The organism is Streptomyces sp. NPDC046716 (assembly GCF_040645755.1).
In the GTDB taxonomy this organism is placed as follows: Bacteria; Actinomycetota; Actinomycetes; order Streptomycetales; family Streptomycetaceae; genus Streptomyces.
Map to the genome: position 1 here is coordinate 48954 of NZ_JBEYYU010000018.1, position 19964 is coordinate 68917.

The following is a 19964-nucleotide window of genomic DNA, read 5'->3' on the forward strand; positions in this document are numbered from 1 at the left end:
GGGGCAGGGCGGGGGGGGAAGGTCAGCGGCGACAGAGCGCGCCGGCCACGCGGCGCAGATCGATGTGCGGCCGGGTGTGGAGGCGGACGACGCGGCGGGGGCGCAGGGCCGTCGGGCGCGAGGGACGGCGCCGGGGCGGTTGTCGCATGGGCCGCGCCTCCGTCCGCCGCTGCGTGCTGCGTTCGCCGTCCTGCGTCACAACGTCTCCGCCGCGCGGGGTGTTCCGGGCGTGCGCACCTGGAGGATCCGGGTCCGCCTGCGCGGGGTGAAGCCGATCGCCTCGTACAGGCGGATGGCCTGGGTGTTGGTGGCGGAGGCGTGCAGCAGCGGGGTGTCGCCGCGCTCGCGGATGCCGGCGGCGACGGCGCGGACCAGGCGGGTGGCCAGTCCCCTGCCGCGGTGTTCCGGGTCGGTGCAGACGGCGCTGATCTCCGTCCAGCCGGGCGGCCTCAGCCGTTCCCCGGCCATGGCGACGAGGCGCCCTCGGTGCCGGATGCCGAGGTAGGTGCCGAGTTCGACGGTGCGCGGCAGGAACGGTCCGGGCCGAGTGCGGGCGACCAGGTCGAGCATGTCCGGTACGTCGGCGGGGCCCAGCCGTACCGCTTCCGGGGCGGGCTCGGCGCGCAGCGCGGTGTCCACGAGCTGCACGCCCCGTCCGCCGCCGACGACCTCCCAGCCGGACGGCACGCTCTCGACTCCCTTGATCCGTACCGTGTTCCCCGGACCCGCGAGCGTGTGCAGGTCGGCCCAGGCCGCGGGGTCCGCCGGGTCGGCGAGGGCGGCGTACGCGTAGACGTCTGCCGGGTAGCGGGCGGCTCCGCCCACGCGTTCGGCGAGGTGGGCGTGCGGGCCGGTGAGTGCGGCCCAGACCGCGTTGTCCAGCGGGTGGGTGGTCGGCTCGGCCGGCGCTGTCGGGATCACCCCACCATGTGTAACAGCCATTTGAGGGGTGAATCATTGCAGCTGCATGAAATCCCGCCGGGCCCGTCGTGTGAACGCCGTATTGCCATCTGGGAGTTGGTCTGGGCGGCACGGTGAGGTGCTTCCTACACTCGCCGCGTGATGATCCCGACGGATGTCTCCGAGACGACGGACACGAGCACGGACGAGGCGGCCTACGACCGGCGTCGGCTGCGCCAGTGGCTGGCCGGGCGGGCGCGCGCCGACGGCGTGGACCGCCGCGACCTGCTGCGGATGCTCGCGGCGACGGGCCTGGCGACCGGGCTGCCGACGGCCTTCGCCGCCCCGGCCCGGGCCGCGTCCCCCGCCGCGTCCGCGCCCGGCATCGTGAAGCCGCTCCCCGAGGAGTGGTTCACGGTGCGCGGCACGAACGCGGAGGCGAACTTCGCCGCGCTCGGGGACACCGGGCACCACACCCCGGCCTCCCGGTTCTTCGTCCGCAACCACACGGCGACTCCCCAACTGGATCCCGGTTCCTGGAGTTTGCGGGTGTGGGGCGACGGACTCGTCGGCACCGGGCGGGACTTCACGCTCGACGACCTCAGGTCGCTGCCCGCCACCACCCGTTCCTGCTTCGTGGAGTGCGCGGGCAACGGCCGCGGCTTCTTCACCGCTCAGCAGGGGCAGAGCGTCAGCGGTACGGCCTGGACGCTCGGCGCGATCGGCTCCGCCCGGTGGCGCGGCGCGCGTCTCGCCGACGTGCTGCGCCTTGCGGGCCTGCGGCGCGGCGCGGTCGATGTGCTGCCGCGCGGCCTCGACGCCGACTACGTCACGGCGGACGGCACGAACCTGGGGCGCGTACGCCGTCCGCTGCCCGTCGCGAAGGCCCTGGACGACGTGCTGCTCGCGTACGAGATGAACGGCGAACCCCTGCCGGCCGACCACGGTGCTCCCGTGCGGCTGATCGTCCCCTCCTGGATCGGTATCGCCTCGATCAAGTGGATCGGCGACATCCAGGTCGCGGCCGAGCCTCTCTTCTCGCCCTGGAACACCGATTTCTACCGCCTGTTCGGTGACGCGTACCCGCCGGAGGGGAGCGCCCCGCTGTCCCGCCAGACCCTCAAGTCCGCCTTCGAACTCCCCTGGAACGCCGCTCTGGCGGCGCGCACCGGCCATCGACTGACGGGCCGTTCCTGGTCCGGCTCGGGCACCGTCGCCCATGTCGACGTCAGCACCGACGGGGGCCGCAGCTGGCGGCGCGCCCGCCTCCACGACACCGCGCGCCGCGCCGACTGGGTGCGCTGGTCCGTGCCCTGGCGCCCCACGGCCACCGGCCCGACGACACTCCTGGCCCGGGCCACCGACACGACGGGACGTACGCAGCCGGCCACCACCGCGCACAACACGCAGGGCTATCTGTTCGACGCGGTGGTGCGGCACCCCGTCACGGTGACCTGAGCGCCTCGGGGTTCGCCGGGCGGAACGGCACCGGTCTGCGAGGATCGCGCCCATGACGCCTTCCTCCGCGCGGATCAGTGCCCTCGTCGTCGACGCCGAGGACCCGGAGCTGCTCGCCGCGTTCTGGTCCGCGCTCCTCGATCGTCCGGTCGTGGGCCGCGGCGGTCCCTATGTCTGGCTGCGGCGGGAGAACGACCTCGTCCTGGGCTTTCAGCGGACCTCCGCGCCCACGCCCGGCAAGAACCGGATGCACGTCGACATCACCTCCCCCGACCCCGCCGCCGAGCAGCGGCGGATCGAGGCGCTCGGCGGACGCAGGCTGGAGCAGTACGCGGACGGCGGCTTCCTGGTGCTGGCCGACCCCGAGGGCAATGAGTTCTGCGTCATCCCCGAGGGCCCCTTCGAGATCGACGACGAGGGACGCGCCGACTACCTCGGCTGACGCCCCCTCGCGACCGCCCCCGCGACACCGGTCGGCCGCTGCTGCCCCCGTACCGCCTCCGTCTTGCGAAGAGTGGGGGACACGCGGTCCGACCTGTGGGGAGAATCCTGCTGTGCTGATCAACCTGCCGAGTGAGACCACCCCCTGTGTGGGCCGGGTCGCCGAGCTGGCCGAGGTGCGGGAACTGCTGCGCGAGCCGGGGCTCGTGACCGTGACCGGTGGGGCCGGCATCGGGAAGTCACGGTTGGCGCTGCGGAGTGTGCGCGGGGGTGACTGGGCCGGTCACGACGCGGTGTGCTGGGCCGATCTGTGGCCCGTGCAGAACGACGCCCTGCTGGCCGCCTCGGTCGCGGACGCCCTCCACCTGTCCGACCACACCGCGCGCACGCTGGTCGAGGCGCTGTGCGACTGGATCGGCGACCGGCGCGTCCTGCTGGTGCTCGACTCCTGCGAGCACCTGGTGGCGGCGGCGAGGTCCCTCGTGGCGGACCTGCTGACGGTGTGTCCCCGGCTGACGGTGCTGGTCACCAGCAGGGAGGCACTGGGCATGGCGGGCGAGTCGGTGGTCGGACTCGGCCCCCTGGACCCGGTGACCGAGGGCGTCGCCCTCTTCGAGGCGCGGGCCACCGCTGCGGGCCGCCCGCTGCGCGACTCCACGGAACGGCTGCTGGCGAAGCGGCTGAGCACCCACCTGGAGGGGGTGCCGCTCGCCCTCGAACTGGCGGCCGGGCTGCTGCGGCACTGCACGCTCCAGGAGGCGTGGGAGCTGACCGAGGAGCGGCCGGAGGCGCTGGACCGGCAGGAGTCGGGGCCCCACCCGTCGCGGCACCGCGCGTTGCGGACGGCGGTGGGGTGGAGCCACGAGCTGTGCCGTCCGGCGGAGCGGCTGCTGTGGGCGCGGCTCGCCGTGTTCCCCGGCTCCTTCGACGCCGACCTCGCGGCCCTGGTGTGCCGGGGCGGTCCGCTGACGGCCGACGTGCTGCGCGAGGCGCTGACCGGCCTGGTGCGCAAGTCGGTGGTGATCCTGCACGACGGCAGGTACCGGATGCTGGACTCGGTGCGCGCCTACGGCCGCATGTGGCTGCGCGAGCTCGGCGAGGAACCGGCCGTCGCCGCGCGGCACGCCGCCGCGCTGCTGGAGACGAGCCGACGCGCGAACGACGGCTGGCTGACCTCAGAGCAGCAGCACTGGTACGCCCGGATGCGGGACCTGTACCACGACGTGTGTCTCGCGACGCGTCACCTGATCGACACCGAGGATGCCTCCGCCCTCGAACTCATCGGCAACACGGCCTTCTACTGGGTCTGTTCGGGGCACCTGCACGAGGTGGCCTACTACGCGCAGCTGGCCCTGGAAGTGGCCCCGCCCGACGATCCCCGGCGGGTCCGCGTCCTGTGGACCCTGGGGCTGGCCCGGATCCTGCAGAGCGACCACGTGGCGGGCCGCACCCACGCGGACGCCAGTCTGCGGGAGGCCTTCGCCGTGGGCGACATCGAAGGCGTACGCCAGGCCGTCTACCTGGAGGGGCTGGCCGCGCTGCTCGACGGCGAGCCGATCACGGCGCTGACCCGTGCCGACGAGGCGCTGCGGGCGGGGGTCCCGGCGCCGCGCGACACCGCCGACCGTCCGGCGGCACCGGGCACGGATCCGCCCCGGCCGGCGCTCACGTTCGGCACGATGCTGTGCGGTCTCGTCCGCGTCTTCGCGCTCACCGGTGCCGGGCGCCTGGACCAGGCCCGGCAGGAAGCGGAGGCGCAGCGCGAGGTCTGCGTGGAGCTGCGGGAGTTCTGGACGCGTTCCTATCTCGACTACCAGCTCGCCCTGATCGCCCTGATCGAGGAGCGCCACGAGGCCGCGGCCTGCCACGCCCGCGACATGCTCGACGCGAAGCAGCGCATCGGCGACCAGTTCGGCATCGCCATGGGGCTCGATCTGCTCGCCACGAGTTGGTGCGCGCAGGACGATCCGGGCCGGGCGGTCGTCGCGATCGCGGCGAGCGACCGGTTCTGGAGCGCCGTCGGCCTGCTCCGCCGCGGCACTCCCGAAGTGCTGCCAATGTGCGCGCTGACGCGTGCGAGGACCCGGGCGCTCCTGGGCAGCGCGGAGTACGAGGCCCAGGTGCGCAAGGCGCAGACGATGGCCCCGGACTCACTCCTGCACACGGTGCTGGTACAGCAGCGGACCCGCTGACCCGGAGGGATGGCGCAGAAATGACGCGGGGCGGCCCGGAAAGGGGCCGCCCCGCGCGCGTGGGTCAGTGCCCGAGGGCCCGGTCCACGGTCCGTACGAGTTCCCCGTCGGGGGTGTCGCCGTCCAGGGACCAGAACATCGCGCCGCCGAGCCCCTCGGCCCGGACGTAGCGGGACTTCTGGGCGAGCACCTGCGGATCGTCGTACGTCCACAGGGTCGTTCCGTCGAAGAGCCAGGCGTGGCCTCCGCGCTGATCGCGGTGGAGGCGGTACGTGCCCGAGTCCGCCAGCGCCTTCAACTCCTTGTAGTCCGCGTAGCCGTTGGCCCACTTCGCCGGGGCGGGCGCCGTGGCCGGCTGTCCCAGGCCGTCGCCGCCGCCGGTGACCCCGGTCCAGCCCTGCCCGTAGAACGGCATGCCGACGACGAGTTTGCGGGCCGGTGCGCCGCGCCGCAGCCAGGCCTCGACCGTGCCGTCGACGCTGAAGTCGTTCCGGGCGTACAGGGCGGACTGCTGGGCCGTCGTCTTCTCGCCGCTGACGTGGAAGTCGTAGCCCTGGAGATTGACGAAGTCGAAGTCCTTCATGATCTTGCGGACCTCGAACCCGGCGTCGATCTTGGCGGGTGCCGTCGGGACGAACGCGGAGAGCTCGTAGTGCCGGTGGCGGTTCTTGCCGTAGGCGTCGAGCTGCCGGCGGAACTCGGCGACCAGCGCGGTGAAGTTCCGCTTGTCCTCCGGGCGGTACACCGTGTCGGTGTCGCCCTCGGAGCCGGGCCACTCCCAGTCGAGGTCGACGCCGTCGAAGACGCCGGCCGCCGCGCCGGCGCCGCCGCGGGCGCCGTCCTGCGGCAGATTGCCCTTGAGGTAGAGGTCGACGCAGGAGGCCACGAGAGCCTTGCGGGCGGCGGGCGTTCGGACCGAGTCGGAGAAGTTCGTGGACCAGGACCAGCCGCCCAGCGAGATCATCACCTTGAGGCCGGGGTGCGCGGCCTTCAGTTCCCGCAGCTGGTTGAAGTTGCCCGCGAGGGCCTGGGTGTCGGTGTCGGCGACACCGTCCACCGAGTTCTCGGCGTCCAGCGGCCGCTGGTAGTCGGCCCAGGGGTCGGACTCACCGGGGACGTTGCCCATGAGGCACTTCCCGTCGGTGCCGATGTTGCCGAACGCGTAGTTGATGTGGGTGAGCCGGGCGGCGGCGCCGCTGCGGTCCAGGTCCTGGACCTGGAAGTCCCGCCCGTAGACGCCCCACTGGGTGAAGTAGCCGACGCGGCGGGCGGTGTCGTGGTGGCCGCCGTGGGCGGACGCGGCCGGCGCGACCGCGCCGAGCAGGGAGAGCGAGGTGACGGCGACGGCCGCCCGGGTCAGAAGTCTTCGGCGCAGGCGTGAACGCAGGCGTAGGCGCATGACAGAGCTCATTCCTGTGAGGCGTGGTGCACGTGCCGTACGGAACAGTGGACTTACCTGCACGAGAAACTATTGGTCTGGACCATCACGGTCAAGGGTTCGGAAAGCCCGGTCCGCGCCATGGCCGGGTTCCGGGGGCGCCTACCGCAGATCGAGTGAGTCCGCCGCGGTGACCAGGCGCCGCAGCTCCTGCTCGCTCCAGCCGGTCAGCTCCGACACGCGCGCCCAGTCCTCGGGCGTGGCATCGTCGGCGCGCAGGGCGGCGGCGGCCTCGGCCTCCAGATCGGTCCGGGCCGCGTCCAGCGCGGCGACCGCGTCCTGGTACCTCTGCAGGGCGAGTTCCATCTTGGCGACGTCCATCGCCGCATTGTGCACCACCGAGGGCCGCTCGGCGCTCACTCCCGGGGCGGAGTCGGCGCGTGGCCGGGCGGGCCGAACTCGGCGTCCTGCCCGCGCTGACCGGCGGCTCCGGGCAGATTCTCACCCGCGGTGAGGTGGTCCAGCACCTCGGCGAGCTCGTCGCAGGCCCGCTGGATCGAGCGACGCGTGGCGCGCTGCTCGGTGACCAGGGAGGACAGCAGCAGGGCGGTGAGCGCGACGGCGCCGTTGAACGCCCCCAGCTTCGCCATGACCTCGAGACCGGTCTGCCGGACGAACGCGCCGCTGCCCGTGTTCGCCTCGAAGGTGGCCAGGACCGACGCGAACAGCGCGCACGACATGCTGCCGATCAGCTCGAACCGCAGCGCGGCCCAGACCAGGAGGGGAAAGACGAGGAAGAGCAGGCTGACCTGGCTGATCGCGGCGAGGGGGACGAGGACGGCGGCGGTGGCGACCAGGCACAGCGCCTCCTTCCACCGGCGGACCCGGAACCGCTCCTTCGGCCCGACGAGCAGCAGCAGGAGCGGGGTGACGAGCAGGACGCCCATGGTGTCGCCCACCCACCAGGCCAGCCACACGGCCCAGAAGTCCCCGGTGTCCAGCGTTCCGAGCAGCACCTGCACACCGGCGCCCGCCGTCGAGCTGATCACCATCGCGCAGAGCCCGCCGAAGACCAGGGCCAAGCCGTCGCGCAGGCGGGAGACGTCCGGCCGGAAGCCGACCCGGCGCAGCACGAGGACGGCGCAGAGCGGCGCGACGGTGTTCCCCGCGACGTTGACGAGGGTGGTGGCCTGCGGCGTCGTGAGGGAGGCGATGACGAGGAGCGAGCCGAGGGCGATGCCCGGCCACACCCGCAGGCCGAACACCAGCAGGGCGGCGACGGCGACGCCGGTGGGCGGCCAGATGGGGGTGACCACTATGCCCTCGATCGTGAGCCGGCCCAGCAGGCCGAGCCGCCCCGACAGGTAGTACAGGGCGGCGACGGCCAGCGTCGTGAGGGCCGTCCCCAGGGGCCTTCGTAACCATTGACTGTCCACCACACAGCCATCAGACACCGGCGCGGGCCGCTCGGCCACCGGCACCGGGTCCGATCAGGGGTCGGTGGGCCGCCGCCACCGGGCGCCGCCGTCGTAGCCGACCACGAGCACGGCCGCGTCGTCCTCGTGCCCCACCGAGTCCGCCAGCTTCATCACCGCGCGGGCGAGGGCTCCGCTGCTCATGCCGGCGACGACGGCGATCTCGGCGAGCCGGGTGACCTGACGCAGGCCCTCGTCGAGGCTCAGCGACGGGCCCTCCACCACGCCGTCGGTGAGGAGGACGAAGACGCCGCCCTCCGTGAGCCGGTGACGGGCTACGGGGAACGCCGCGCCCTGGAGCACGCCCAGCGGCGGTCCCCCCTCCCTGTCGTCCACTCCGGAGCGGCCGTCGGCGGTCGCCCAGATGTGCGGGGTGTGCCCGGCCCGCGCGCAGTCCAGGGTCCCGGTGCGGGGGTCGAGACGCATGAAGGTGCAGGTGGCGAAGAGGTCGGCGTCGAGGGAGACGAGCAGGTCGTTCGTCCGGGCCAGCAGTTCGCCGGGGTCCGCCGTGACCGAGGCCAGCGCGCGCAGGGCGACCCGGACCTGTCCCATGAAGGCGGCCGCCTCGATGTTGTGGCCCTGCACGTCGCCGATGGACATCCCGATGCTGCCGTCCGGAAGGGGGAAGGCGTCGTACCAGTCGCCGCCGACGTTGAGCCCGTGGGTGGCCGGGGTGTATCCCACGCCGAGCTGGATGCCGGGCGGGTGCGGCAGGTCGCGGGGCAGCATGCCCCGCTGCAGCTCCACGGCGAGCTCGACGCGGGAGCGCTGGATCGCCGCCAGCTCGCGGGCCCGCGCCGTCATCGTCCCGAGCCTGTCGAGCAACTCCTCGCCGTCGTCGACGGACCTGCTGCGGAACATGGCTCGCTCTCCGGTTGTCTGGCTGCCCCTCCAGACTGCCCTCAGTCGGCGCGGGGCGCACCCGGGCGGGCGGCGGGTCAGGGCATCCGGTGCGGCGGCCCGGGAACCGCCTCGTGCGTGAGCGGGGTGCCCTGCGTGGCGGGAGAGCCGATGCCGGACGGCGAACCGCCCAGCGCCGCGTCCATGGTGTGCAGCCGGCGGTTCTGCAGACTGCCGATGTACGACATCCAGGAGAGGAACACCACGGTCAGGATCGCGAATCCGATGGTCTGGCGGGGACCCGCCGTGAAGCCTGTCAGGACGGTGATCGCCACGAACATGAACGCGAGGAGGGCGAGCGCGGCCTTGCGGTGCCGGGTCCGGTGCAGCCGCTGGTCGACCAGCCGCCCCATGGCCTGCCGCTCGGCGGGGTCCGAGGGGACGTCGCCGGTGCGCAGCCGCCGGTCGAGGGAGACCAGGCCGTCCGTGCTTCCGGCGGCCCGCCGCTCCTTGCGCCGCATCACCAGCGCGACGCAGACGCCTCCGACGGACGTGACCGCGGTGCGGATCAGGACGGCGCCGAAGGAGCCCTGCGGGTAGAGCAGTTGGACGAGCACGGCCCCCGCGAGCACGCCCAGCAGAAGCTGTGCCCAGAAGTGTCTGGCCAGAAAGACATGGACGCGTTCCATGGACCCACTCCTCGGTTCGGCTGTCGGGTCCCACCCGGGTTCCCCTGTCACCAGCGCGTACGCCGTGGCCGGGTCACGGGATACGGAAGCGGGCCGTCCGGGGGGGGCGGGCAGGGTCAGTTCGCGGAGCGCTCCTCGTTGAGCGCGCGGACGGCTCCGGCCGCGTCGCCGATCGTGGCGTAGTCGACGGCGACGAACGTGACCGGGTGGCCGCGCTCGCGCTCGCACCGGTGGACCCGGTCGAGGACGAACCGGCGGGTGTTGACCGTGCCCGCGTCCAGACGGCTGCCGCCGTTGTCGGTGATGAAGTGGTTCAGCAGGAACAGTCGCCCGTCGGTGCCCCCGCGGTGCGGGGAGCAGTTCATCCGGTCCGGGGAGCGGAACGCGAACGGGGTCTCCATGCCGTACCGGTAGAAGTTCCGGTACCAGGGGGCCGGGCCGTCGGCGTCCTCGGCGAACACGACGAGCCGCCGGCCGCTGTCGACCATCTCCCCGAGGGTCGGCCAGGGATGGTCGGGGTCGGCGTCGGGGGTGAACAGCAGCGGGTCGAGGCCCGCCTCGTGGAAGGCCTGCTCGGTGTCGCTCGCGCTGATCTCGTCCTGCACGATGAAGGTGACGACCTCCGTGGGGTGCTGCCGCATCCACGCGCCGATCTCCCGCAGTTCCGGGACGAGCGCGACGGCCCCCGCCCGGCACACGGCGTGGCACAGCCACAGTCCTTCGCGGGGCGGGTTGATCGTGTTGACGGCCCGCTGCACGAGCTGCTTCTGCTCGGCCGTGAAGTCGGACTCGTCGAGACGCGCGGTGATCTCCTCGGGCCGTTCCCAGCGGTAGGTGTCGAGTTGCAGGGCGCGTACGCCGTCGTTCAGCTGAGCGGTGATGTCCGGGTCCTGGAGCGGCCCGATGAAGCGGTCGACGGTGGTCGACATCGCGTTGTGCGCCGTCAGCTGGGCCACCTCGTCGTAGGGGCGGTCGCACAGCTCGGCGCTGCCCTGGCACAGCCGCGGGGCGGACGCGGCGGTCAGCAGCGGGGTCACGACGATGCCCGCCACGGCGAGCGCGGCCGCGCCGAGCCCGATCGCGGGGGCCCGCCAGGGCGCGCCGCCGTCCGTACGGCGCCGGTCGAGCAGGCGCCCGGTGACGGCGAGCAGCGCGGCGGCGGCCACGGCGACCAGGACCGTCAGGAGGACGGTGTCGAGCAGCATGCCGTGGGCGCGGTCCTGCACGTCGTCGACGAGCCGGTTCAGGGACGGCGGCCAGGACGCGGACGGGCTGACGAGCCGCCCGTCGCCGAGCAGTTCCCAGACGCCGACGGCGGCGGCGACCAGGGCGGCGCCCCCGAGCAGCGGCAGGGCCAGTGCCATGAGCCTGCGGCCCGGGCGCGCCGGGCCGGTGATCCAGAGCGCGACCAGGCACAGCGCGAGCACCGCAGCCGCCAGCGCCTCCACCACGCCGAGCCCCACGGAGGTGTAGGGGCGGATGTCGTGCACGGCCCGCAGATCGTTGCCGGACGCGGCGAGCACCGTGGCGGGGTCCCAGGTGCCGCCGTCCAGACTCTCCTGGACCCGGCGGACGGCCGAGCCGGAGCGGTCGGTCCTGGCGGACGCGGCGACGGCCGCCAGCGCGGTGGCCACGTCGCCGTCGGCGAGCGCGGTCTCCACCTCGCCGCGCAGGGCGGCCCGCTGGTCCGCCGGCGCGACGGCCAGGAGCGCGGTGGTCACCGCCGCCGCCTGGCTCTCGGTGAGCGACAGCCGGGGCACGCCCTGGGGCGCGCGGCCCGCGGCGAGTTCGCGCAGGGCGTCCGAGACGTCGGCGGAGAACCGCTCGAAGTCCGGCTCGGAGCGGTTCTGCACGCCGGCCACGAGGTCGCCCAGGTAGATCTGGGCGAGCTGGTCGAGATTGGCCAGCACCGGCCGCAGGTCGACGGTGAGGTCGAGGGTGGAGCGGCTGCCGTCGAGGTAGCCGACGGTGGCGTCGATCCGCTGCCGGACCAGGGCGCGGACGGTGTCGGGCGGCAGCACCAGTTTGATGTTGGAGGTCACCTGCGCCTCGGGGACCGGCAGCTGGGCGAGGAGCTGCCGGGTCGCCGGCGCCGTGCGCGGATCGACGAGGACCTGGTCGTACAGCCGGTCGTAGGCGTGCTCCCGGTCGAGGGCCGAGGCGTAGAAGCCCGGCGAGAGCAGGGTGCCCCGCAGGCTCGCCGTCACGATGACGCAGATCGTGGCGAGCACGGCCCCGACGAAGGCGGCCGTGCGCACCGCCCTGCTCCGCAGGGTCCCCTGGGCCGCGGCCTTCTCCATGGGGCTCACTCCCTCCGCCCGGAGCGTGCGCAGGCGCGTCGCCCCCGCTCTCCCGATGATGCTGCCTGCGGGCGCCGTCCGCGTCCCGGGCGGGCCGCGAGGGACGGATTCCAGACGGATCAGGCGGAACCGAAACGAAAGGGGCGGGAGGGAGGTCAGCGCACTCCGGCCCGGGTGCGCTGGGGCGGCATCACCGGCAGCCCGGCCCAGTCGAGCCGCAGGACCGCGAGGTCGTCGGTGTGCCGGCCGGCGTTGCGGACCTGGACCTCTTCGAGGATGCGGTCCAGGTGCGCGCCCGCGTCGGAGTCCGCGCACGCGTCCATGATGGCCAGCAGCCGGTCGACGCCGAGCCGCTCGGCGCTGGCGTCGACATGCCCCTCGACCAGGCCGTCCGTGTAGAGGAGCAGCGAGCCGGAGGGCGGCAGCCGGACGGTGGTGACCGGCCACTTGTGCAGCCCGGGGGCGATGCCCAGGGCCACTCCGTGCTCGATGCCGAGTTCCCGTGAGTGTCCGTGGGACGTCAGCAGCGGCGCGTGGTGACCGGCCAGGTGGAGGGAGGCGGTGCCCGTGCTCCGGTCCACGGTCACCAGGGTGCAGGTCGTGAACAGGTCGGTGCTGCTGCGTTCGGCGATGTGCATCTGCTCCAGGAGTTCCAGGAGCGCCCCGCCGCGGTGGCCGCCCAGCGTCAGGGAGCGCCAGGCGATCCGCAGGCACACGCCGAGCGCCGCGGCGTCCGGGCCGTGCCCGCTGACGTCGCCGATGACGGCGTGCACCTGTCCGTCGGCGGTCTCCACGACATCGAGGAAGTCGCCGCCGAGCAGCGCCTGCTGGCGGCCGGGGAAATAGCGGCTGGTGGCGACGACGTCGCCGGACGACAGCATGGGGGCCGGCAGCAGGCCGCGCTCCAGGCGGGCGTTCTCCTCGGCGCGCAACTTGCCCGCCTGCAGATTGGCGTTGGCCCGCTCGGCCTGCTTGCGGTGCAGGGCGTAGCGCACGGCCCGCTGCAGCAGGTCGGGCTCCACCTTGCCCTTGACCAGGTAGTCCTGGGCGCCGGCGGCGAGCGCTTCGACGCCGGCCTGGGACTCCGCCAGACCGGTCAGCACGATGACGGCCGCGTCCCCGGCGGCGTCGAGCAGCTCGGCGACGGCGCCGACCCCGGAGGCGTCGGGCAGATGCAGGTCGAGCAGCACGCAGTCGCTGCGCCGCGCGGCGAGCGTCTCGCGGGCCTCCCCCAGGGTGCGGCAGTGCACCAGAACATGGTCGATGTCGGTGTCGAGCAGCAGTTCCTCGACGAGCAGGGCGTCTCCGGCGTCATCCTCCACCAGCAGGATCCGGCAGGGTGCGGACGTCCCATCGAGCGCTGTCATGACAGCAGCGATCCTTCACTGTCGGCCGCCGCGGCGGACGGTTGGAGGGGGAACGTGAAGCTGATCGAGGTGCCGTCGCCGTCGACCGGGTCGACGGTGATGGTGCCTCCGTGGAACTCGACGGTCTTCTTGCACATCGCGAGGCCGATGCCGGTGCCCGGGTAGGCCTCGCGGGTGTGCAGCCGCTGGAAGATCACGAAGACCTTCTCGCGGAACTCGGGGGCGATGCCGATGCCGTTGTCCCGCACGGTGAAGTGCCACATGCCGTCCTCCTCGCGCACGCTCACGCGGATGTGCGGAGGGCGCTCGGGGGCCCGGAACTTGATGGCGTTGGACAGCAGGTTCTGCCACAGCAGACCGAGCTGGCCGGCGTCGCCGTGCACGGTCGGCAGCTCGTCGTGCTCGATGCGCGCGCCCGACTCCTCCACGGCGACGCTGAGCCCGTCGATCGCCCCGTTCAGGGAGTCCTCGAGCGACACGGACCGCTGATCGTGGACGCGTCCCACGCGGGAGAACATCAGCAGGTCGTTGATGAGGACCTGCATGCGGTTGGCGCCGTCGACGGCGAAGGCGATGTACTGGTCCGCCCGCTCGTCCAGCTTGTCGCCGTAGCGCCGCTGGAGCAGCTGCGTGAAGCTGGAGATCTTCCGCAGCGGTTCCTGGAGGTCGTGCGAGGCCACGTACGCGAACTGCTCCAGCTCCGCGTTCGAGCGCTTCAGGTCCTCGGCCTGCTGGTCGAGGAGCGTGCGGGCCTCCTCGCTGCGGGCCAGCTCCTCCACCAGCCGCTCCCGCATCCCGTCGACGTCGCGGGCCAGCTGCTGCAGATCGGCGGGGCCGGTCGCGGTGACCTGCCGGTCGAACCGGCCACGGCCCACGTCCCGTGCCGCGGCGCCGAGGTGGGCCAGCGGGCCGGTCACGCCGCGCCGCAGCCCGTAGAAGATGATGCACATCAGGACGGCGATGACGGCGGCGATGGCGACGAACACGCCGTTGCGCAGGCGCTGCGCCGCGTCGAGGTCGTCGCCCGCGCGCACCCGGGCGGCCCGCAGGTGGTCCTGCTGCCGGGAGAGCGAGGTCCGCACGGAGTCGAAGAGCCGCTTGCCGTCGCCGGCCCGCGCCGAGGCGCTCCGGACGGCGTCGCCGCCGGTCGCCGCGGCGACCGGCTGTGCCACCTGCCGCTGCCAGGACTCGACGGCGGTCCGCACCGCGCGCAGGTCCTTCTCGGCCTCACCCGACCCGGCGACGAGCCGGTCCAGCGTCTTCAGCGCGGTCTTCTCGTCCGCCCTGCCCTGCGTGTACGGGGTGAGGAAGTCGCGGCGGCCGGTGAGCCCGTAGCCGCGGACTCCGGTCTCCTGGTTGACCAGGGCCGCCTCCAGGCGCACCGCGTTGATCAGCGCCGGGGAGCGGTACAGGACGACCTCGTCGGTCAGCCGCGACGTGGTGCCCAGCGCCCACGCGCCCAGCGATCCGAGGAACAGCAGCACGGCGGCGCTCGCGGCGACCCCTGTCGTCAGCCAGCGCCGCGTCGTCCACCGGGCTATGCCCTCCGGCCCGCGCCGGCCTCCGCCCACGTCCATGCTTTTGTGCTCCTTCGACCGTCACGAGGCCTGCCGCCGACAGCAGCGGCGTCGATACGATACGGCACATGACAACACTTGTTGTCGTCGGTATTCCCTGAGGGTACGGTTCGGGCATGCCAGGAAATGATCCGTCACTTCTCCCTGGAAGCCGAACCTTCGAGGAACTGGCCGTCCAGGCGGTCCAGGACCTCGTCGCCGACCTCGTCCCGCAGGCCGAGTACCCCCCGGACAGCGATCTCCACGGTGAAGCCCCCCACAACGCACTCCGACGCCTCCGCGTCCTGACCCATCTCCAGCACGCGGTGAGCGAGCTGGAGAGCGAGGCGGCCCGTGACGCCGCCGCCGCAGGCGCCGGATACCCTCAGATCGGCGAAGCGACACACCTCAGCCGTCAGGGGGCGCGCCGCCGCTGGCCCGGGCTCATCACCCATGAAGCCCGCCCGTGCCCCCCACTCGTCCCCCGGAGTACCACACCATGATCGCTGCTCCTCGCTCCTACGACGTCCTGCTCGTCGAGGACGACCTCGCCGACGCCCTGCTGATCCAGGACGCCCTCGCCCAGCACAGCACGCGCAACCTCACGCAGGTCGCCGACGGGCTGGAGGCCCTGGAGTATCTGCGCGATCCGGAGACGTCGCTTCCGGACCTCATCGTGCTGGACCTCAACATGCCGCGGATGAACGGGCGGGAGCTGCTGCGCATCCTCAAGGACGACGCCGCCCTGCGCGCCGTCCCGGTGGTCGTGCTGACCACGTCCGCCGCCCCCGACGACGTCAGCGACGCCTACCACCAGCACGCCAACGCGTATGTGACGAAGCCGGTCAATCTGGAGGATTTCGAGGCGGCGGTCCGCAGCATCGACGCCTTCTACCTGGAGACGGCCGCCAAGCTCCCGCGAACCTGACCGTCCCACCCCGGGGCCTCGCCCCGTCCCCCCAGTTCACGTGGCCTTTCCCTCAGTGCCCCCACGCCGCTCCGCCGCGGCTGGGGGCACTGTGCGTCGCGGCCCCGCGGGTGCCTCCCGGGCCGACTCGACCTTGACAGGAACACAGCCACTTGTATGGTCTAGGCCAAGCGTCAACGGCCGTTCCGCTTACGGGAGTCGGCCCTGCTGTGCAGGGCTGATCTCCATGTCCCTTCGCGCCTCTTGGCCCCACCCTCGAGAGGCCGTCCCGGGCGTGCGTCCCCACATCACGCACACCCCGGGAGACCTGCAGTGAAGGAGTAGGCATGCACGCCCGAAAGAAGACGGCCGCCCTCATCGGCGCGGCTCTGGCCCCGGCTCTGGCCCTCACCCTCCCCACGGGTACGGCGAGCGCTCACGGCTACATCAACTCACCGCCCAGCCGGCAGGCGCAGTGCGCGGCCGGCACGGTGTCCTGCGGCGACATCACCTACGAGCCGCAGAGCGTCGAGGGCCCCAAGGGGCTCACCAGCTGCAGCGGCGGCAACAGCCGCTTCGCGGAACTGGACGACGACTCCAAGGCCTGGGTCGCCACCCCGGTGCAGAGCAACGCGACGTTCGAGTGGAAGCTCACCGCGCAGCACGCGACGAGCACCTGGCAGTACTTCGTCGGCGGCCAGGAGATCGCCGAGTTCAATGACAACGGTGCCAAGCCGGGCGCGACCGTCACCCACCAGGTCGACTTCGGTTCGCTGACGGGGCATCAAAAGGTGCTGGCCGTCTGGAACATCGCCGACACCACCAACGCGTTCTACTCCTGCATCGACGTGAACGTCGGCGGCTGACCCCACTCCCCCGCCTCCGTGGTGCCGCGGGCCGTCCCCCACGACGGGCCCCCTGACGGGCACGTCACGGCCCCCGGCACCACGGCTTCACCCCTCCGGCCGCGCCGCCCACGAGCGGCGCGGCACGGCACACCCCCCACACCTCTCGCCCTTGGGAGCGCACGCATGCGCCATCGCATCCTCGCCCTGCTGACCGCCGCCGGTTCGGCCGCGACCCTCACCGCACTGACCCTGACCGGTCCGGCCTTCGCCGAGAAGCCGGCCGACCGGCCCGCCCAAGAAACTTCCGCGCAGGCGGAGTTCGTCGTCAGCGAGGCCCAGTTCGACCAGATGTTCCCGGGCCGGAACTCCTTCTACACCTACTCCGGGCTCACCGCCGCGCTCGACGCGTACCCGGGATTCAGCGGGACCGGCAGCGACACCGTCCGCAAGCAGGAGGCCGCCGCCTTCCTCGCCAACGTCAGCCACGAGACCGGCGGCCTGGTCTACGTCGTCGAGCAGAACACCGCCAACTACCCGCACTACTGCGACGCCTCGCAGTCCTACGGCTGCCCGGCGGGCACCGACAAGTACTACGGCCGCGGCCCGATCCAGCTCAGCTGGAACTTCAACTACAAGGCGGCGGGCGACGCCCTGGGCATCGACCTGCTCAACAACCCCGACCTGGTCCAGAACGACGCGGCCGTCGCCTGGAAGACCGGACTCTGGTACTGGAACACGCAGACCGGGCCGGGGACGATGACCCCGCACAACGCGATCGTGAACGGCGCCGGGTTCGGCGAGACCATCCGCAGCATCAACGGCAGCATCGAGTGCGACGGCGGCAACCCCGCGCAGGTCCAGAGCCGCATCGACAGCTACGAGAAGTTCACGCAGATCCTGGGGGTCGAGCCGGGCGGCAACCTCGGCTGCTGACCCCCGCAAGGCCCTGACCAGCAATCGGTCACCGGAATGCGCGTGAAGGAGTCGTGACGGGGCAGTGGATGTCGTGCCACTGTCCCCGATCCCCGGAGCATCCCTTGACCGCGAGCATCACGGCCCCCGTGAGTCCCGCCGCAGACACCGACGCCCCCGCCCACGACGCCCGGCAGCGTCTGCGGCGGCGCCTCGAGCGCCTCATCGGCATCGCCGCCACCGAGGGCAATGCGCTGACTCCGTTGCGCAACGGCGACGAGATCTTCCCCGCCATGCTGGACGCCGTGCGCGGGGCACAGCACACGATCGACATGATGACCTTCGTGTACTGGCGGGGCGAGATAGCCCGCGAGTTCGCGCGCGCCCTCGCCGACCGCGCCCGCGCCGGTGTCCGGGTGCGGCTGCTGCTCGACGGTTTCGGCAGCCGCACCATCGAGAACGAGCTGCTCGCCCTCATGGACGAGTCCGGGGTCGAGGTCGCCTGGTTCCGCAAGCCGCTGCTGCTCTCCCCCTTCAAGCAGAACCACCGGTGCCACCGCAAGGTGCTGGTCGTCGACGAGACGACGGCGTTCACCGGCGGCGTCGGCATCGCCGAGGAGTGGTGCGGCGACGCCCGTGACCCGAGTGAGTGGCGCGACACCCATGTGCGGATCAGCGGCCCGGCCGTCGACGGGATCTGCGCGGCCTTCGCCCAGAACTGGGCCGAGTGCCACGACGAGCTCTTCGACGAGCGCGACCGCTTCGTCGACCACGAGCCGAGCGGCGACGCCATCGTCCAGGTCGTACGCGGCTCGGCGAGCATCGGCTGGCAGGACATGCAGACCCTGCTGCGCGTGGTGATCCAGTCCGCGCAGACCCGGCTGCGCCTGGCCACCGCCTACTTCTCGCCCGACGTCTACTTCGTGGATCTGCTCTGCGAGGCGGCCCGGCGGGGTGTCGAGGTCGAACTGCTCGTGCCCGGCCCGCACACGGACAAGCAGGTGAGCCGGATCGCCGGCCGCCACCACTACGCACGGCTCCTGGAGTGCGGGGTCGTCGTACGCGAGTACCAGCGGACGATGCTGCACTGCAAGGTCGTCACGATCGACGGGATCGCGTCGCTGGTCGGCTCCACGAACCTCAACCGGCGCTCCATGGACCACGACGAGGAGGTCATGCTCGCCGTCCTGGACGAGCCCTTCACCGCCGCCCTCGACGCCGACTACGAGCAGGACGTCTCGCACAGCATGCGCGTGCAGCCCGACCGCTGGGCCGACCGGCCGGTGGCCTTCCGTGCCGCGGAGAAGACGACCAGGGCGATCCAGCACTTCCTGTGATCGTGGGATCCAGGGCCTCTTGACGGCGCTTCAGCGGCTGAGTACAACGATGTAAATCGACTCGTGTCCCCACGGGTCCCGTTCGTCCCCCGCACCCCCACCGCGCCATGCACCCCTCCCCCCACGGCTCGCAGGAGGCCCGATGACGTCCCGGTCACGCATGCTCGCCCCACCCAGGACGGACCGGCCCACGGCCGGTCCGTCCCTGCTCGTCGCGCTGCTGCTCGGTCTGCTGATCGCCCTGGTCGCACCGCCGACGACGGCGGCGCACGCGGCGACCGGCACGCCGCTGCGCGACGGGACCGGCCTGTATCCGCGAGCCGTGCGCCTGGCGCACAGCGGCGCCGCCGACGGGCGCGTGCTCGCGTCCGTGGTGACGTTCTCCGGCAACGACGGTCTCGGCGCGATCCACGAGAGCACCGACGGCGGGAAGACCTTCACCCAGGTCGGCACGGTCGGTGACCCGGAGGCGGCCGGCGGCCAGGGCCTGTGCTGCTCCACCCTCTTCGAACTGCCCGGCGCCGTGGGTGATCTGCCGGCCGGCACCCTGCTCTGGGCGTCCTCGGTCGGCCAGGACGAACCCGGGCGCCGCATGGCGATCCGGGTCTTCCGGAGCAACGACATCGGCCGCACGTGGAGCTATCTGTCCACCGTGGCCACGGCCGCGAACGACAAGGGCCTGTGGGAACCGGAGTTCTCCGTCGACGCCGACGGCAACCTCGTGTGCCACTACTCCGACGAGACCGACGGGGTGCACAGCCAGAAGCTGGTCGCGGCCCGCACCTCCGACGGCGTCACGTGGACCGGCCACCACGACACGATCGCGAGCACCCTGGCATCGGACCGGCCCGGCATGGCCGTGGTGCGGCGGCTCGGCGACGGCTCGTACTTCATGAGTTACGAGATCTGCGCGGCGAGCGGCCAGTACGCGTGCGTCGTGCACTACCGCACCTCGTCCGACGGGTGGAACTGGGGCGACCCCGCCCACCTCGGCTTCCGCCCCGAGACGCCGGACGGCAAGTACTTCAAGCACGCCCCGACCGTCGGCTGGTCACCGCTGGCGGGCAGTGCGAACGGCCGGCTCTTCCTCGTCGGCCAGGTGATGTACAACGCCGACGGGTCCCGCGCCACCGGCAGCGGCAGCACCGTCTGGGTCAACGACGCGGGCGGCGCCGGGACCTGGCGGGAGATCCAGGCCCCGGTGTCGGTGACGTCCACGACCGTCGACTACTGCCCCAACTACAGCTCCGCGCTGCTGCCCTCGGCGGACGGCACCGGCCTGCTGGAGATCGCCACCGACTACGACGGGACGGTGTGCAAGCCGTACGTCGCGTCGGCCGCCGTGCCGGGCTGACGCGCGGCTG

The 19964-nt window shown here is 72.6% G+C and carries 19 protein-coding genes; 8 read left to right on the forward strand and 11 right to left on the reverse strand.

The features are described from left to right. Positions 1–22: 22 nt before the first annotated feature. A complete protein-coding gene (locus ABZ930_RS16090; RefSeq protein ID WP_361547719.1) occupies positions 23–148 on the reverse strand; it encodes a putative leader peptide in 126 nt (41 codons plus the stop codon). 47 nt (positions 149–195) lie between these two features. Further along, entirely contained in the window at positions 196–921 is a 726-nt protein-coding gene (locus ABZ930_RS16095) for a GNAT family N-acetyltransferase (protein ID WP_361547722.1), read from the reverse strand. Between the two features lie 141 nt (positions 922–1062). Between ABZ930_RS16095 and ABZ930_RS16100 the strand changes: the two genes are divergently transcribed. The 3 genes from ABZ930_RS16100 (at position 1063) to ABZ930_RS16110 (ending at position 4991) form a co-directional block, all read left to right on the forward strand. Further along, positions 1063–2358 carry a sulfite oxidase gene (locus tag ABZ930_RS16100; RefSeq protein ID WP_361547966.1) on the forward strand — a complete coding sequence of 432 codons (1296 nt, stop codon included), beginning with the start codon at positions 1063–1065 and terminating at the stop codon, positions 2356–2358. A 52-nt stretch (positions 2359–2410) separates the two neighbouring features. Continuing rightward, entirely contained in the window at positions 2411–2800 is a 390-nt protein-coding gene (locus ABZ930_RS16105) for a VOC family protein (RefSeq protein WP_361547725.1), read from the forward strand. 112 nt (positions 2801–2912) lie between these two features. Continuing rightward, complete coding sequence (locus ABZ930_RS16110) at positions 2913–4991, forward strand: NB-ARC domain-containing protein (protein ID WP_361547728.1); 2079 nt, start codon at positions 2913–2915, stop codon at positions 4989–4991. Positions 4992–5055: 64 nt separating this feature from the next. Here the strand turns inward: ABZ930_RS16110 and ABZ930_RS16115 are convergent, their stop codons facing one another. The 9 genes from ABZ930_RS16115 to ABZ930_RS16155 form a co-directional block, all read right to left on the reverse strand. Further along, positions 5056–6366, reverse strand: coding sequence for a glycoside hydrolase family 18 protein (locus tag ABZ930_RS16115; RefSeq protein WP_361547969.1), 1311 nt, complete (start codon positions 6364–6366; stop codon positions 5056–5058). A gap of 165 nt (positions 6367–6531) precedes the next feature. After that, positions 6532–6750: a hypothetical protein gene (locus tag ABZ930_RS16120; RefSeq protein ID WP_361547731.1), complete on the reverse strand. Its 219-nt coding sequence runs from the start codon at positions 6748–6750 to the stop codon at positions 6532–6534. Positions 6751–6785: 35 nt separating this feature from the next. Then, positions 6786–7808: an MASE1 domain-containing protein gene (locus tag ABZ930_RS16125; protein ID WP_361547734.1), complete on the reverse strand. Its 1023-nt coding sequence runs from the start codon at positions 7806–7808 to the stop codon at positions 6786–6788. Positions 7809–7859: 51 nt separating this feature from the next. Then, positions 7860–8705, reverse strand: a complete 846-nt coding sequence (locus ABZ930_RS16130) for a PP2C family protein-serine/threonine phosphatase (RefSeq protein WP_361547737.1) — start codon at positions 8703–8705, stop codon at positions 7860–7862. A gap of 77 nt (positions 8706–8782) precedes the next feature. Then, positions 8783–9373: a hypothetical protein gene (locus tag ABZ930_RS16135; RefSeq protein ID WP_361547740.1), complete on the reverse strand. Its 591-nt coding sequence runs from the start codon at positions 9371–9373 to the stop codon at positions 8783–8785. A gap of 116 nt (positions 9374–9489) precedes the next feature. Next, positions 9490–11673 carry a hypothetical protein gene (locus ABZ930_RS16140; protein WP_361547742.1) on the reverse strand — a complete coding sequence of 728 codons (2184 nt, stop codon included), beginning with the start codon at positions 11671–11673 and terminating at the stop codon, positions 9490–9492. A 155-nt stretch (positions 11674–11828) separates the two neighbouring features. Beyond that, positions 11829–13040: a SpoIIE family protein phosphatase gene (locus ABZ930_RS16145; RefSeq protein WP_361547745.1), complete on the reverse strand. Its 1212-nt coding sequence runs from the start codon at positions 13038–13040 to the stop codon at positions 11829–11831. Then, positions 13037–14617 (reverse strand): ATP-binding protein, encoded by a 1581-nt coding sequence (locus ABZ930_RS16150; protein ID WP_361547748.1) that lies wholly within the window; start codon positions 14615–14617, stop codon positions 13037–13039. Before ABZ930_RS16150 ends, ABZ930_RS16145 begins: the two co-directional genes overlap by 4 nt. 134 nt (positions 14618–14751) lie before the next feature. Then, on the reverse strand, positions 14752–15051 hold the full coding sequence (locus ABZ930_RS16155; RefSeq protein ID WP_361547750.1) for a hypothetical protein: 300 nt from the start codon (positions 15049–15051) through the stop codon (positions 14752–14754). Positions 15052–15095: 44 nt separating this feature from the next. On the opposite strand from ABZ930_RS16155, the gene ABZ930_RS16160 reads away from it, so the two are divergent. The 5 genes from ABZ930_RS16160 to ABZ930_RS16180 all read left to right on the forward strand — a co-directional run bounded on the left by ABZ930_RS16160 (position 15096) and on the right by ABZ930_RS16180 (position 19954). Further along, a complete protein-coding gene (locus ABZ930_RS16160) occupies positions 15096–15524 on the forward strand; it encodes a response regulator (RefSeq protein WP_361547753.1) in 429 nt (142 codons plus the stop codon). A gap of 326 nt (positions 15525–15850) precedes the next feature. Beyond that, on the forward strand, positions 15851–16369 hold the full coding sequence (locus ABZ930_RS16165) for a lytic polysaccharide monooxygenase auxiliary activity family 9 protein (protein ID WP_361547756.1): 519 nt from the start codon (positions 15851–15853) through the stop codon (positions 16367–16369). Positions 16370–16534: 165 nt separating this feature from the next. After that, positions 16535–17284 (forward strand): chitinase, encoded by a 750-nt coding sequence (locus ABZ930_RS16170; RefSeq protein ID WP_361547759.1) that lies wholly within the window; start codon positions 16535–16537, stop codon positions 17282–17284. A 104-nt stretch (positions 17285–17388) separates the two neighbouring features. After that, positions 17389–18600 carry a phospholipase D-like domain-containing protein gene (locus tag ABZ930_RS16175; RefSeq protein WP_361547762.1) on the forward strand — a complete coding sequence of 404 codons (1212 nt, stop codon included), beginning with the start codon at positions 17389–17391 and terminating at the stop codon, positions 18598–18600. A 142-nt stretch (positions 18601–18742) separates the two neighbouring features. Then, on the forward strand, positions 18743–19954 hold the full coding sequence (locus ABZ930_RS16180) for a sialidase family protein (protein WP_361547765.1): 1212 nt from the start codon (positions 18743–18745) through the stop codon (positions 19952–19954). Positions 19955–19964: the final 10 nt, after the last annotated feature.

Excerpts from the sequence above, each read along its gene's own strand:
- ABZ930_RS16090 (WP_361547719.1), bottom strand. The coding sequence starts at position 148 with ATGCGACAACCGCCCCGGCGCCGTCCCTCGCGCCCGACGGCCCTGCGC.
- ABZ930_RS16100 (WP_361547966.1), top strand. The coding sequence starts at position 1,063 with ATGATCCCGACGGATGTCTCCGAGACGACGGACACGAGCACGGACGAG.
- ABZ930_RS16105 (WP_361547725.1), top strand. The coding sequence starts at position 2,411 with ATGACGCCTTCCTCCGCGCGGATCAGTGCCCTCGTCGTCGACGCCGAG.
- ABZ930_RS16120 (WP_361547731.1), bottom strand. The coding sequence starts at position 6,750 with ATGGACGTCGCCAAGATGGAACTCGCCCTGCAGAGGTACCAGGACGCG.
- ABZ930_RS16130 (WP_361547737.1), bottom strand. The coding sequence starts at position 8,705 with ATGTTCCGCAGCAGGTCCGTCGACGACGGCGAGGAGTTGCTCGACAGG.
- ABZ930_RS16135 (WP_361547740.1), bottom strand. The coding sequence starts at position 9,373 with ATGGAACGCGTCCATGTCTTTCTGGCCAGACACTTCTGGGCACAGCTT.
- ABZ930_RS16140 (WP_361547742.1), bottom strand. The coding sequence starts at position 11,673 with ATGGAGAAGGCCGCGGCCCAGGGGACCCTGCGGAGCAGGGCGGTGCGC.
- ABZ930_RS16145 (WP_361547745.1), bottom strand. The coding sequence starts at position 13,040 with ATGACAGCGCTCGATGGGACGTCCGCACCCTGCCGGATCCTGCTGGTG.
- ABZ930_RS16150 (WP_361547748.1), bottom strand. The coding sequence starts at position 14,617 with ATGGACGTGGGCGGAGGCCGGCGCGGGCCGGAGGGCATAGCCCGGTGG.
- ABZ930_RS16155 (WP_361547750.1), bottom strand. The coding sequence starts at position 15,051 with ATGGGTGATGAGCCCGGGCCAGCGGCGGCGCGCCCCCTGACGGCTGAG.
- ABZ930_RS16160 (WP_361547753.1), top strand. The coding sequence starts at position 15,096 with ATGATCGCTGCTCCTCGCTCCTACGACGTCCTGCTCGTCGAGGACGAC.
- ABZ930_RS16165 (WP_361547756.1), top strand. The coding sequence starts at position 15,851 with ATGCACGCCCGAAAGAAGACGGCCGCCCTCATCGGCGCGGCTCTGGCC.
- ABZ930_RS16170 (WP_361547759.1), top strand. The coding sequence starts at position 16,535 with ATGCGCCATCGCATCCTCGCCCTGCTGACCGCCGCCGGTTCGGCCGCG.
- ABZ930_RS16180 (WP_361547765.1), top strand. The coding sequence starts at position 18,743 with ATGACGTCCCGGTCACGCATGCTCGCCCCACCCAGGACGGACCGGCCC.